Raw genomic sequence first — 13,066 nt, forward strand, 5'->3', positions numbered from 1 at the left:
CCGTTCGGCATCCGGGATAACCTTTCCGAAGGTCACGACCCGCGTAGGTTGGGCTGAGCGCAGCGAAGCCCAACAGTTGGAGCTTATACCCGCTTCAACCCCAACACCGCCTGGGCAGTGCCCGCCACCACGATGGCCGGCAGGGTCGCGCCCCAGGCCGGCAGCAGCAGCGGCAGCAGGTGGTAGACAGCCACGCCCAGCGCCCAGGCGATCAGGGATTCCAGGCGCAGTGCCCTCACCCGCTCCGGTGCCCGGCGGCGGCGCAGCAGGAAGTGATCCACCAGCACCACGCCGAACAGCGGGGCGAACACCGAGCCGATCAGCAGCAGGAAGTGCTCGTATTGCGCCAGGGGCACCAGCAGAGCCAACAGGGTGCAGAGGATGCCGATGGCCAGGGTCAGTTGCCAGATCTTCAGTTGGGCCAGGAAACCCGTCGCTACCGCCGCCGAGTGATAGGCGGCGAAGGCGTTTTCCGACTCGTCCAGCAGGATCAACAGTAGCGGTAGCCCCAGGCCGGCCACGGCCAGGGCACGCAGCAGGGCATCCGCCTCGCCACCGCTGGCGAAGGCCAGGGTGTAGACGAAGCCCAGGCCCATCAGCCAGAGGTTGCCGCAGAAATAGCCGAGCATCACCCCGCGGCCAGCGCTGCGACCGGTGCGGGCGAAGCGGGTGTAGTCGGCGATCACCGGCAGCCAGGACAGCGGCATGGCCACCACCAGGTCGAAGCCCAGCGCCTGGGTCAGGGAGCCATCGCCTTGGCGCTGCCAGAGCGCGGCCAGGTCGGCGCGCAGGAAGAGGTCCAGGGTCAGCCAGGTGCAGGCGCCGAGCAGCAGCCAGATGCCCCAGCGACTGAGGAAGCGTCGCACGAAAGTGAGGGGGCCGGCCACCGCCAGCGCCGTGGCCAGGGCGCCGAACACCAGCGTCCAGAGCATCGGCGAGGCCCAGGCTTGCAGGCCCCAACTGCCCAACAGCACGCTGGCCGCCTCACGCATCACCACCAGTTCGAAGGCGCCCCAACCTATCAGCTGGGTGATGTTGAGCACCGCCGGCAACAGGGCGCCGCGCTGGCCGAGGCTTTGGCCCAGGGCCGTCATGCCGGCGAGACCGGTGTCGCTGCCGACCAGGCCGGCGGCGGCCAGCAGCAGCACCCCGACCAGGGTGCCGAGCACCAGCACCAAGAGGCCGTCGGCCAGGCCCAGTCCGGGTGCCAGCAAGGCGCCGGCCTGGGCCACCATGAGGCCGAGGCCGAGGGAGAACCAGAGGGTGAAGAGATCGCGTCCGCCGAGTACGCGGCGATCCGCCGGAACCGGAATGGTAGGGGTATAGAGGCCGGGAGCCTGGGCCATGTTGGGTCTCGTGAGCAAGAGATTGAGGAAGGCGTAGGTTGGGCTGAGCCAGCTCTATCGTCGAAGCCCAACGGTGCAGGATCGACCGGGCATTGTTGGGCTTCGCTGCGCTCAGCGCCAACCTACGGAAACAGTGTGTGGGCCTAGCAAACGTAGGTTGGGCTGAGACAGCTCTATCGTCGAAGCCCAACGTTGCGAGGTCGACCCGGACAACGTTGGGCTTCGCTGCGCTCAGCGCCAACCTACGAAAGCCCTATACCTGCTTGTAGATCACTCCGCCTTCGTCCTTGAAGCGCGCGGCCTGTTCCTGGAAGCCGGCCTCGATGGCCTTCTGCTCGTCGGTCAGGCCGTTTTCCTTGGCGTAGTCGCGAACCTCCTGGGTGATCTTCATGGAGCAGAACTTGGGTCCGCACATGGAGCAGAAGTGCGCCACCTTGGCCGAGTCCTTGGGCAGGGTCTCGTCGTGGAAGGCGCGCGCCGTGTCCGGATCCAGGCCCAGGTTGAACTGGTCTTCCCAGCGGAATTCGAAGCGCGCCTTGGACAGGGCATTGTCGCGGATCTGGGCACCGGGATGCCCCTTGGCCAAGTCGGCGGCATGGGCGGCGATCTTGTAGGTGATGATGCCTGTCTTGACGTCGTCCTTGTTGGGCAGGCCGAGGTGCTCCTTGGGCGTGACGTAGCAGAGCATGGCGCAGCCGAACCAGCCGATCATGGCGGCACCAATGCCGCTGGTGATGTGGTCGTAGCCGGGGGCGATATCGGTGGTCAGCGGGCCGAGGGTGTAGAACGGCGCCTCGTCGCAGCATTCGAGCTGCTTGTCCATGTTCTCCTTGATCAGTTGCATGGGCACGTGGCCGGGGCCTTCGATCATGGTCTGGACATCGTGTTTCCAGGCGATCTTGGTCAGCTCGCCGAGGGTTTCCAGTTCGCCGAACTGGGCGGCGTCGTTGGCGTCGGCGATGGAGCCGGGGCGCAGGCCATCACCCAGGGAGAAGCTCACGTCGTAGGCCTGCATGATTTCGCAGATGTCTTCGAAGTGGGTGTAGAGGAAGTTTTCCTTGTGGTGCGCCAGGCACCACTTGGCCATGATGGAGCCGCCGCGGGAGACGATGCCGGTGACGCGCTTGGCGGTCAGGGGCACGTAGTGCAGGCGCACCCCGGCGTGGATGGTGAAGTAGTCCACGCCCTGCTCCGCCTGCTCGATGAGGGTGTCGCGGAACAGTTCCCAGGTCAGTTCCTCGGCGACGCCGCCGACCTTTTCCAGGGCCTGGTAGATGGGCACGGTGCCGATGGGGACCGGCGAGTTGCGGATGATCCACTCGCGGGTCTCGTGGATGTGCTTGCCAGTGGACAGGTCCATCACGGTGTCGGCGCCCCAGCGGATGCCCCAGGTCAGCTTCTCCACCTCTTCCTCGATGGAGGAGCCCAGGGCGCTGTTGCCGATGTTGCCGTTGATCTTCACCAGGAAGTTGCGGCCGATGATCATCGGCTCCAATTCCAGGTGGTTGATGTTGGCCGGGATGATGGCGCGACCGCGGGCTACCTCGTCACGGACGAATTCGGGCGTGATCTCCTGGGGGATGCTGGCACCGAAGCTCTGGCCACGGTGCTGCTGGCCGAGCAGGCCGGCGGCGCGGGCCTCTTGCAGTTTCATGTTCTCGCGGATGGCGATGTATTCCATCTCCGGGGTGATGATGCCCTGGCGGGCATAGTGCATCTGCGAGACGTTGCGCCCGGCCTTGGCCCGGCGCGGCTGGCGTGCCAGGTCGAATCTCAGGGCGGCCAGGCTTGGATCGGCGAGGCGCGCCTGGCCGAATTCGGAAGAGAGCCCCGCAAGCAGCTCGGTGTCGCCGCGCTCTTCGATCCAGCGCGAACGCACGTCCGGCAGGCCCTTGCGCAGGTCGATGCGCACCGCCGGGTCGGTGTAGGGACCGGAGGTGTCATAGACGAATACCGGGGCGTTCTGTTCACCGCCGAAGGCGGTGGGCGTATCGGCGAGGGAGATTTCCCGCACCGGCACGCGGATGTCGGGTCGCGAGCCGGTCAGGTAGACCTTGCGCGAGTTGGGCAACGGCTGGGTGGACTGGCGGTCGACGCGGGTGAAGTCGGTAACGTTGTTCTGCTTGTTCATCGAGGCTCTCCTGGTGGGCGCGTTGCCGAGGGAAGAACCTGGACGAAGGGTGGGCGCACGGAGAAGACGCAAGCCCGGACGGATGGCGGCCATGGAGATGGAAGCGGACGCCCTCTTGTTCCCTACGCAGGTTGACGCACCGCCATGCGGCGCGCCTAGCCTGATCAGGTTCAACGGGATCCGGGACTACCCGATCTCAGCGCCTCGTAGCGCACCCCGACAAGAACGCGGCCAGTGTAACCCCAGGCCGGCGGAAACTTCGACCGCTATTTCTTCTCCTATGGCGGATTCGGACGAAGCCCCTACACTGGGGCGGTCCCTCAAGGAAGGCTCCAATAATGCGACTATTCCTGCTGCTCGCGGCGCTCTACAGCGGCGCCGGCCTGGCCCAGGCCCAGGTCGCCGGTAGCGGCCTGCTCGACGTCTACCGCGAGGCGCTGGACAACAACGCCGACCTCGCCGCCGAGCGCGCGGGTCTCGGCGCCCAGCGCGAGGCGGTGCCCCAGGCCCGCGCCGGCCTGCTGCCGCAACTCGGCCTCGGCGCCCAGTTCAACGACACCCACACCAGCCTCCAGCTCAAGGACAACCCGGCGCTGGGCGTCCAGGGTGGCCGCTACAGCAGCGATCGCAGCAGCCAGCTGATCCAGGCCAGCCTCAGCCAGCCGCTGTTCCGTGCCGATCGCTGGTTCCAGCTCAAGGCCGCCCAGGCCGCCACCGAGCAGGCCGAGCTGCAATTCTCCGCCGCCCAGCAGCAACTCATCCTGCAGACCGCCGAGGGCTATTTCAGCGCCCTGCGCGCCCAGGACGCCCTGGCCACCGCCCGCGCCGAGGAAAAGGCGCTGTACCGCCAGCTGGACCAGTCCCGCGAGCGCTACAAGGTCGGCCTGACCGACGACACCGACGTGCTCCAGGCCCAGGCCAGCTTCGACAACGCCCAGGCCAACCGATCCCAGAGCGAGCAGCAGGTGGCCGACGCCTTCCAGGCCCTGACCCGGCTGACCGATCGCGACTACGGCAGCATCGCCGGCATCCGCCACGACCTGCCGATCCTGCCGCCACAGCCCAACGATGCGCGGCTGTGGGTGGACACCGCCATGCGCCAGAATCTGCAGTTGCTGGCCGCCGGTCAGGGCGTCAACGCCGCCCAGGAGACCCTGCGCCAGCGTCGCGCCGGGCACCTGCCGACGGTGGATGCGGTGGCGCGCTACAGCCACAGCGACAACGACGCGGTGAACCTGCCCAACGCCGAGCAACTGGCGTTGTTCGGCAGCCCGGTCAACAGCCGCAGCATCGGCATCCAGGTGGAGGTGCCGCTATACAGCGGCGGCGCCACCAGCTCCCAGGCACGCCAGGCCTATCAGCAGCTGGATCAGAGTGAACAGCGCCAGGAGAGCCTGCGCCGGCAGGTGGTGCAGAACACCCGCAACTACCACCGCGCGGTCAATACCGATATCGAGCAGATCCGCGCCCGCCGGCTGTCCATCGCGTCCAGCCAGCGCGCCATGCGCGCCACGGAAATCGCCTACCAGGTGGGCAGCCGCACCATCGTCGACGTGCTCGACGCCCAGCGGCTGCTGTACAACGCCGTGCGCCAGTACAACGACGCCCGCTACAACTACATCCTGGATACGCTCAGACTCAAGCAGGCGGCCGGCACCCTGGCGCCCAACGATTTGCTGGCGCTATCCGGCTATCTCGATCCCCACTACGATCCGGATCGCGACTTCCTGCCGCCGGATCTGGCCAAGACCCGCGCCGAGGTACTGCCAGTGCGTTCGGCTCAGGGTTTGAGCAGTCCGTCCAGCCCGGACAGCAGGCGTTCCAGCGCGCCCTGATTGGCGGCCAGCACGGCCAGTCCTGCCTGGCGACGGCGCTCGGCCTCGGCCGGCTCCGCCCATAGCCGGGCCACGGCGGCGGCGATGGCTGGAGCCTCCGCCACGGTTTCCAGGGCGCCGGCATCGCGCAACTGGGCGACGATGTCGAGGAAGTTGAACACGTGGGGCCCGCTGAGTACCGGCAGGCCCAGAGCGGCCGGCTCCAGTGGATTGTGGCCGCCGCGCTCGATCAGGCTACCGCCGACGAAGGCCACGTCGGCCAGGGCATAGAGAAAGAGCAACTCGCCCATGGTGTCGCCCAGTAGTACCTGGGTCTGCGGCTGCACCGCCTCTCCCGTCGAGCGCTGCACCACGCCGAAACCTTCACGACGCACCTCGGCCAATACCTCGGGAAAACGCTCGGGATGGCGCGGCACAAGGATCAGCAGGGCATCGGGGTGTGTGGCCAGCAGTTGGCGATGGGCCTGGAGCAGGATTTCGTCTTCACCGGCATGGGTGCTGGCGGCGATCCACACCGGGCGACGGCCCCAGCCTTGGCGCAGCTCAGCCGCGCGGACTGGCAGCTCGGGATCGATGCGCAGGTCGAACTTGATGGAGCCGGTCACCATGACCCGCTCGGCGCGGGCGCCGAGGGCACGAAAGCGCTCGGCCTCCACCGGCGTCTGCACCGCCAGCCAGGCCAGTTCCGCCAGCATCGGCCCCGTTACCCCACCCAGCTTTCCGTAGCCACGAGCCGAGCGCTCGGACAGCCGGCCATTGGCCAGGGCGATGGGTATATTGCGGCGCGCCGCCTGGTGGATGAAGTTGGGCCAGAGTTCGGTTTCCATCACCACCCCCAGCCGCGGCCGTAGCCGGTCGAGGAAGCGCCCGGCCAGCCAGGGCAGGTCGTAGGGCAGGTAGCAATGGTGGACATCATCACCGAACAGGGCGCGAATGCGCTCCGAGCCGGTGGGCGTCATGCAGGTCACGGTGATCGGCAGGTCGGGATGGCGCTGGCGCAGGGCGCGGATCACCGGCGCGGCGGCGATGCTCTCTCCCACCGACACCGCATGCAACCAGATGCCGCCGGGCGGCACCGCAGGCAAGCCCAGCGCCAGGCGCTCGCCGATGCGGTGTCTATAGGCGGGAGCCTTGCGCCCACGCCAGAGCAGGCGCAGCAGGATGAAGAGCAAGGCCAGGGTGAAGATCAGGGTATAGAGGGTACGATTCATGGCGGCAGAGCTTAATGAAGCAAGGCCGCCAGTGCGAGCCATTCCAAGGCTTCGTCTGAAAAGTCGCCGAGCGAAGGTCAGGCAAGGCAAAAGTCCGTGAGGAAGCGGAGTTTACGAGCGGTAAATGAGCATTCCGAACGGATTTTTAACGCCACCTGACCGAGCGCAGGCACTTTTCAGACAAGCCTCAATGCGAATGCCGCGGCACCCCACCCTCGCGGGCGATGACCTTGAGGTGCAGGGTGGCCGGTTCCAGGCAGCCGCCGGTGGAGAGCTGGCCCACCAGCTGCCGGTAGAGCTCCTGCCAGGGGGTCTGGGCCGGCGGCAGGTTGGGCGTCCATTCGGCGCGGCGGCGCTCCAGTTCGCCATCGTCCAGCAGCACGTCGACGCGGCGGGCATTGAGGTCCACGCGCAGCCGGTCGTTGGTCTGGAGCAGCGCCAGGCCGCCGCCCACCGCCGCCTCGGGTGACATATTGAGGATCGAGGGGCTGGCCGAGGTGCCGCTCTGGCGACCGTCGCCCAGGCACGGCAGGGAGTCGATGCCCTTCTTGATCAGGGCCGCCGGCGGCGCCATGTTGACCACCTCGGCGCTGCCCGGATAACCCACCGGGCCGGCGCCGCGGATCACCAGGATGCAGCGCTCGTCGATGTCCAGCGCCGGGTCGTCGATGCGCGCGTGGTAGTCCTCCGGGCCTTCGAAGACGATGGCCCGCGCCTCGAAGCTGTTTTCCTTGCCCGGCTCGGCCAGGTAGGTCTGGCGGAAGGCCTCGCCCACCACCGACATCTTCATGATGGCGCTGTCGAAGAAGTTGCCGCTGAGCACGATGAAGCCGGCGCGGTGCTTGAGCGGCGCCTCATAGGGCTGGATCACCGCGGGATCGGCGCTGGCGGCGCCCTCGGCGATGCTGCCGATGGTCTTGCCGGAGACGGTCAGGCAGTCGCCGTGCAGGCGCCCGGCCTTGAGCAATTCGTGGAGCACCGCCGGCACCCCGCCGGCGCGGTGGAAGCCTTCGCCCAAATACTTGCCGGCCGGCATGCAGTTGGCCAGCAGCGGGATGTCCTCGCCCAGGCGCTGCCAGTCGTCCAGCGACAATTCGATGCCCATGTGCCGGGCGATGGCGATCAGGTGTGGCGGGCAGTTGCTGGAGGCGCCCAGGGCCGAGGCCACCACGATGGCGTTCTCGAAGGCCTCGCGGGTCATGATCTGCGAGGGGCGGACGTCGTCCAGCACCAGCTGGCAGATGCGCTTGCCGGTGGCATAGGCCATCTGGCCGCGTTCACGGTAAGGCGCGGGGATGCTGGCGCAGCCGGGCAGCGACATGCCCAGGGTCTCGGCCAGGGCATTCATCGACAGGGCCGTGCCCATGGTGTTGCAGTGGCCCACCGAGGGCGAGGCGGCGGTGGTCAGGGCCATGAAGCCCTCGTAGTCGATCTCGCCGGCCGCCAGCAGGTTGCGCGCATGCCAGAGCACGGTGCCGGAGCCGATCAACTCGCCCTTGAAGTGCCCGTCCAGCATGGGCCCGCCGGACAGCACGATGGCCGGCAGGTCGGTGGTCGCCGCGGCCATCAGGCAGGCCGGGGTGGTTTTGTCGCAGCCGGTGGTGAGCACCACGCCGTCGAGCGGGAAGCCATGCAGGACCTCCACCAGGCCGAGGTAGGCCAGGTTGCGATCCAGCGCCGCGGTGGGGCGGCGACTCTGCTCGGCGATGGGATGCACCGGGAATTCCATGGGGATGCCACCGGCGTCGCGGATGCCGGCCTTGACCCGCTGGGCCAGCTCCAGGTGATGACGATTGCAGGGGGTGAGGTCGCTGCCGGTCTGGGCGATGCCGATGATGGGACGACCGGATTGGAGTTCGTCGCGGGTCAGGCCGTAGTTCATGTAGCGCTCGACGTAGAGCGCGGTCATGTCGGCGTGGGCAGGGTCGTCGAACCATTGCTGGCTGCGCAGCGGGCGTTTGGCGGAGGTCATGGCGGTCTCTAATTGTTGTTATGGAAGAAACGATTAGCGGCCCAGCAGGCCACGGGCGGCGAGGTTGTGCATCAGGGCGCCGAGGCCGAAACGCCAGGGCGGCGCCTGGTCGCTGGTGGTGACACGGTTGTGCAGGGTACCCAGCAGCGGGCTGGCGATGCTCACCACGTCACCCAGCTTGTGGGTGAAGCCACTGCCGGGGGCGTCGCGGTCCTGGGTCGGGGCGAACAGGGTGCCGAGGAACAGCAGGAAGCCGTCCGGGTACTGGTGGTTGGCATTGAGCGTCTGGGCCGCCAGGTCCGAGGGATCACGGCTGATCTGCGCCATGGAGCTGCTGCCGCTCAGTTGGAAGCCGTCTTCGCCCTGCACTTCCAGGGTCACCACGCACTGGCGGACCCGATCCAGATCGAAGGTTTCGTCGAACAGGCGGATGAAGGGCCCGAGGGCGCAGGAGGCGTTGTTGTCCTTGGCCTTGCTCAGCAGCAGGGCGCTGCGGCCCTCTATGTCGCGCAGGTTGACGTCGTTGCCCAGGGTGGCGCCATGGATGCGACCGCGGCTGTCCACCACCAGCACCACCTCGGGCTCGGGATTGTTCCACTGGGAGACGGGATGGATGCCGATGGCGCTGCCACTGCCGACCGCAGCCAACACCGGCGCCTTGGTGAAGATCTCGGCGTCCGGGCCGATGCCCACCTCCAGGTACTGCGACCACAGACCCTGCTTGATCAGCAGCGCCTTGAGCGCCTGGGCACGCGGACTGCCCGGCTCCAGGCCCTGCAGGTCACTACCTAGCACCCCCTGCACCTGCTCGCGGATGGCCGCGGCGCGCCCGGCGTCGCCACCGGCCTGCTCCTCGATCACCCGTTCCAGCATGCTGGCGGCGAAGGTCACCCCGGCCGCCTTGATCACCTGCAGATCGGCGGGTGGCAACAGGTGCAGTCGCGCCGGATCGGCCCGCTCGCCGCTATTGGCCAGCAATTCGTCGAGACTGCCCAGGTAGCGCCCAGGCGTGTCGCGCAGGGCCTGCAGCGGCTCGGCTTCTTCGAACAGGGCACTCAGGGTGGCGAAGCGCTGGGAGACATCGAAGACACCATCTTCGCGCAGCACCACGGGCGAAGGACCAGCCAGAGGGCCCGGCACCCAGGCGCGCCCCACCAGGGTGCCGGCCAGGCCGTCGGTGGGAAGGGTGTTGGCGGGCGTGAGACGAAGGGACATGAGCAGGACTCCGGAAGGGATGAGTCCACGCTAGGCAGCCGGACTGATAAACTCAAATGGGCTTATCTCATCATTCGATAACCACTGCTTATCGCGCAGGAGGCATCCATGTCCGAGCCATCGTTCAGCCAGATCTGCCACTGGCTCAAGTTCCGCCACCTGCTGCTGATCGATACCCTGGGGCGCACCCGCAACATGCACCTGGCCGCCCAGCAGATGAATCTCAGCCAGCCGGCCATCAGCAAGATGCTCAAGGAGATCGAGCACCTGCTGGGCTTCGCGCTGTTCGAGCGCCAGCCACGCGCCATGCCGCCCACCGCCCTGGGCGAGCACGTGCTGCGCTACGCCCGGGTGGCGCTCAACGATGCCCGCGACTTCGCCGAACAGATCGACAGCCTGAGACGCGGCGGCCATGGCCAGCTCAAGGTCGGTGGCATCTTCGCCGCCACGGCGGTGGCCCTGCCGGAGGCCATCGTCGAGATCAAGCAGCGCTGGCCGCTGCTAGCCATCGAGGTGGTGGAGCACACCAGCGACCACCTGATGGAAATGCTCGACGACAGGCTGCTGCACCTGGCGGTCGCGCGCTTCACCGACGAGGCCCAGGCCCAGCGCTTCGACTTCCAACCGCTGGCGCCCGAGCCCTTCCATTTCGTGGTCAACCGGCACCATCCGCTGGTGGGAGCGGGTTCCGTGGCCCTCGACCAGGTGCTGAACTGGCCATGGATCCTCTATCCCCGGGGCACGCCCATTCGCGGACGCATGGAGCGCGCCTTCGCCGCCGCCGGACTACCGGTGCCGAGCAACACCATCGACACCATCTCCATGCAGACCTTTCTGCGGGTGCTGCACGCCGGCCCCATGATCGGCATGCTGCCCGAGGCCATGGTGGGGCCCTATCTCGCCAGCGGCGCCCTGAGCATCCTGGAACTGCCGCTGCACCTGCCGGCCCAGGACTACGGCATCCTCACCCGCAAAGGCGAATCCCTCGGCGAGGCCGCGCGAGAATTCGCCGCCATTCTGTTGGCCCATGCCGGCCGGGATGAATCGGCGACCTAAAGAGCTCGATAACGTTCTGTTATCGAATGATCCGCAAATGCCATTGGGAAAGAATCGCTCGTCCTCCTAGAGTGGCCTGGCGTTTCAGACGGCCGGCTCCCGTTCTCGCAGGCCGCCTTCGACCTCTTCAATAACAACAATGGGCTCCAAGCCCCGAAGGTCATTCCCATGTTCGAGACCACCGCTCCCCAGGGCGCCGCTGGCGACGCCTTCGAAGAACGCACCTACCGCAAGGTGGTGCTGCGCATCCTGCCGATCCTGTTGCTGTGCTATATCGCCGCCTACCTGGATCGCGTCAACGTCGGCTTTGCCAAGCTGGACATGCTGGGCGACCTCGGCTTCAGCAATACCGTCTACGCCCTTGGCGCCAGCATGTTCTTCTGGGGCTACTTCCTCTTCGAGGTGCCCAGCAATCTGTTGCTGCACCGCTATGGCGCGCGCTTCTGGATCGCCCGCATCATGCTCAGCTGGGCGATCATCTCCATGGCGGTGGCCTTCACCCAGCCACTGGCGCAGTTCTTCGGCATGCAATCGAGCACCCTGTTCTATGTGCTGCGCTTCCTGCTGGGCGTCTGCGAGGCGGGCTTCTTTCCCGGCGTGATCCTCTATCTCAACTACTGGTTCCCGACCAGCCGCCAGAGCCGGGTGATGTCGGGCTTCCTGATCGCCCTACCCTTTAGCCTGAGCTTCGGCAGCCTGCTCTCCGGCTGGCTGATGAGCGCCCTGCACGACTGGCACGGCCTGGCCGGCTGGCAGTGGATGTTGCTGGTGGAAGGCGTGCCCTCGATCATCATGGCCGTGGTGGTGTTCTGCTGCCTGAGCGACAACATCGACAAGGCGCCCTGGCTGGATGCCCGGGAAAAGGCCCTGCTCAAGCGCAACCTGGACCAGCACAACGCTGGCAAGGCTTCGCGCCTCGGCGAGGTGTTCCTCAATCCGCGGGTCTGGCTGCTGGTGTTCATCCTGCTGACCTTCAACACCGGCTTCTACGGCCTGGCCTTCTGGATGCCCTCGATCATCAAGCACGCCGGCGTCAGCGGTAGTCTGCAGATCGGCCTGCTCACCGCCATCCCCTACAGCGTCGCCCTGGTAGTCATGCTGCTCAACGCCCGCCATTCGGCGCGCACCGGCGAGCAGCGGCTGCATGCGGCGGTGCCGGCCTTCGTCGGCGCCCTGGGCCTGGTGCTGAGCGCCTGGTTCATCCACCACATCGCGCTGTCGATCTTCTTCCTCACCGTGGCCGCCTCCGGGCTGCTGGCGCTGATGCCGATCTTCTGGTCGCTGCCCGGCACCCTGCTCTCCGGCGTCGCCGCGGCGGCCGGCATCGGCATGATCAACGCCATCGGCAACCTCTCCGGCTTCACCGGTTCCATGATCACCGCAACCATGGAAACCCTCACCGGCGACATCAATAACGGCACCTATGTACTCGGTGCCTGCCTGTTCGTCAGCGGCCTGCTGATCCTGGTGATCCCGCGCTCGATGCTGCAGGGACACCGGCAGCAGGCCACCTTGCCCCTGACCCCGGAGGCCGCATGAGACTCGACGGCAAACGCGCCCTGATCACCGCTGCCGGCCAAGGCATAGGCTTGGCCAGCGCCCGGCTGTTCGCCGAGGCGGGGGCCGAGGTCATCGCCACGGATATCCGCCTGGATGCCCTGCACGACCTTCCCGGCGTCGAGCCCCGAGCGCTGGACGTCACCTCGGCCGCGGCCATCGCCGAGTTGTCGGCCTCCCTGGGCGGCATCGACGTCCTCTTCAACTGCGCCGGCTACGTCCATAGCGGCACCATCCTCGACTGCGATGAGAGCGCCTGGCAGCGTTCGTTCGATATCAACGTCACCGCCATGTACCGCCTCATCCGGGCCTTCCTGCCGGCGATGATCGAACGCGGCGGTGGCTCCATCATCAACATGGCATCCGTGGCCTCCAGCGTGAAAGCCGTCCCGGATCGCCTGGCCTATACGGCCAGCAAAGCCGCGGTGATCGGCCTGACCAAGGCCATCGCGATCGATCACGTCCGCCAGGGCATCCGCTGCAACGCCATCTGCCCCGGCACGGTCGACTCACCGTCGCTGCAGCAGCGTATCGCCGCGGCTGCCCAGGCGGAAAAGCTGCCGCCGGAAGCCGTCCGGGAACGCTTTATCGCCCGGCAACCCATGGGGCGCTTTGGCCAAGCCGAGGAAATCGCCCGGCTCGCACTCTATCTGGCCAGCGATGCGTCCCTCTATACGACGGGGGCCGTCCAGGTTATCGATGGCGGCATGAGCCTCTAGCTTTTCTATCCCGACAGGAGAACC

The 13,066-nt window shown here is 67.1% G+C and carries 9 protein-coding genes and 1 riboswitch; of the genes, 4 read left to right on the plus strand and 5 right to left on the minus strand.

Annotation, left to right across the window (positions count from 1 at the left end):
• Nucleotides 1-83: 83 nt before the first annotated feature.
• Both cytX and thiC read right to left on the minus strand, forming a co-directional pair.
• Nucleotides 84-1,346, minus strand: a complete 1,263-nt coding sequence (gene cytX, locus CCZ28_RS11075) for a putative hydroxymethylpyrimidine transporter CytX (RefSeq protein ID WP_140218011.1) — start codon at nucleotides 1,344-1,346, stop codon at nucleotides 84-86.
• Between the two features lie 253 nt (nucleotides 1,347-1,599).
• Nucleotides 1,600-3,477, minus strand: coding sequence for a phosphomethylpyrimidine synthase ThiC (gene thiC, locus CCZ28_RS11080; RefSeq protein WP_140218013.1), 1,878 nt, complete (start codon nucleotides 3,475-3,477; stop codon nucleotides 1,600-1,602).
• A 102-nt stretch (nucleotides 3,478-3,579) separates the two neighbouring features.
• Nucleotides 3,580-3,706, minus strand: a riboswitch (TPP riboswitch).
• Nucleotides 3,707-3,815: 109 nt separating this feature from the next.
• Here thiC and CCZ28_RS11085 point away from each other — a divergent pair.
• A complete protein-coding gene (locus CCZ28_RS11085; RefSeq protein ID WP_140218015.1) occupies nucleotides 3,816-5,312 on the plus strand; it encodes a TolC family outer membrane protein in 1,497 nt (498 codons plus the stop codon).
• On the opposite strand, the gene waaA is transcribed toward CCZ28_RS11085, so the two are convergent.
• From waaA to CCZ28_RS11100, 3 genes are all read right to left on the minus strand, one after another.
• A complete protein-coding gene (waaA, locus tag CCZ28_RS11090) occupies nucleotides 5,258-6,523 on the minus strand; it encodes a lipid IV(A) 3-deoxy-D-manno-octulosonic acid transferase (RefSeq protein WP_140218017.1) in 1,266 nt (421 codons plus the stop codon). The genes CCZ28_RS11085 and waaA overlap by 55 nt on opposite strands.
• A 187-nt stretch (nucleotides 6,524-6,710) precedes the next feature.
• The gene (locus CCZ28_RS11095; protein ID WP_140218019.1) at nucleotides 6,711-8,495 is read right to left on the minus strand and encodes an IlvD/Edd family dehydratase; all 1,785 of its coding nucleotides are present in this window, start codon (nucleotides 8,493-8,495) and stop codon (nucleotides 6,711-6,713) included.
• 33 nt (nucleotides 8,496-8,528) lie between these two features.
• Complete coding sequence (locus tag CCZ28_RS11100; protein ID WP_140218021.1) at nucleotides 8,529-9,710, minus strand: fumarylacetoacetate hydrolase family protein; 1,182 nt, start codon at nucleotides 9,708-9,710, stop codon at nucleotides 8,529-8,531.
• A gap of 108 nt (nucleotides 9,711-9,818) precedes the next feature.
• Here CCZ28_RS11100 and CCZ28_RS11105 point away from each other — a divergent pair, with 108 nt between their 5' ends.
• The 3 genes from CCZ28_RS11105 to CCZ28_RS11115 all read left to right on the plus strand — a co-directional run bounded on the left by CCZ28_RS11105 (nucleotide 9,819) and on the right by CCZ28_RS11115 (nucleotide 13,042).
• On the plus strand, nucleotides 9,819-10,766 hold the full coding sequence (locus tag CCZ28_RS11105; protein ID WP_140218023.1) for a LysR family transcriptional regulator: 948 nt from the start codon (nucleotides 9,819-9,821) through the stop codon (nucleotides 10,764-10,766).
• 168 nt (nucleotides 10,767-10,934) lie between these two features.
• Nucleotides 10,935-12,305: an MFS transporter gene (locus CCZ28_RS11110; protein ID WP_140218025.1), complete on the plus strand. Its 1,371-nt coding sequence runs from the start codon at nucleotides 10,935-10,937 to the stop codon at nucleotides 12,303-12,305.
• Complete coding sequence (locus CCZ28_RS11115; protein WP_140218027.1) at nucleotides 12,302-13,042, plus strand: SDR family oxidoreductase; 741 nt, start codon at nucleotides 12,302-12,304, stop codon at nucleotides 13,040-13,042. Before CCZ28_RS11110 ends, CCZ28_RS11115 begins: the two co-directional genes overlap by 4 nt.
• The last annotated feature ends 24 nt before the right edge of the window (nucleotides 13,043-13,066 follow it).

The sequence above is a fragment of the Pseudomonas oryzihabitans genome, assembly GCF_006384975.1.
GTDB lineage: Bacteria > Pseudomonadota > Gammaproteobacteria > Pseudomonadales > Pseudomonadaceae > Chryseomonas > Chryseomonas psychrotolerans_B.

Coding starts and splice junctions, on each gene's coding strand:
- thiC (WP_140218013.1), bottom strand. CDS start 3,477: ATGAACAAGCAGAACAACGTTACCGACTTCACCCGCGTCGACCGCCAG.
- CCZ28_RS11095 (WP_140218019.1), bottom strand. CDS start 8,495: ATGACCTCCGCCAAACGCCCGCTGCGCAGCCAGCAATGGTTCGACGAC.
- CCZ28_RS11105 (WP_140218023.1), top strand. CDS start 9,819: ATGTCCGAGCCATCGTTCAGCCAGATCTGCCACTGGCTCAAGTTCCGC.
- CCZ28_RS11085 (WP_140218015.1), top strand. CDS start 3,816: ATGCGACTATTCCTGCTGCTCGCGGCGCTCTACAGCGGCGCCGGCCTG.
- waaA (WP_140218017.1), bottom strand. CDS start 6,523: ATGAATCGTACCCTCTATACCCTGATCTTCACCCTGGCCTTGCTCTTC.
- CCZ28_RS11100 (WP_140218021.1), bottom strand. CDS start 9,710: ATGTCCCTTCGTCTCACGCCCGCCAACACCCTTCCCACCGACGGCCTG.
- cytX (WP_140218011.1), bottom strand. CDS start 1,346: ATGGCCCAGGCTCCCGGCCTCTATACCCCTACCATTCCGGTTCCGGCG.
- CCZ28_RS11115 (WP_140218027.1), top strand. CDS start 12,302: ATGAGACTCGACGGCAAACGCGCCCTGATCACCGCTGCCGGCCAAGGC.
- CCZ28_RS11110 (WP_140218025.1), top strand. CDS start 10,935: ATGTTCGAGACCACCGCTCCCCAGGGCGCCGCTGGCGACGCCTTCGAA.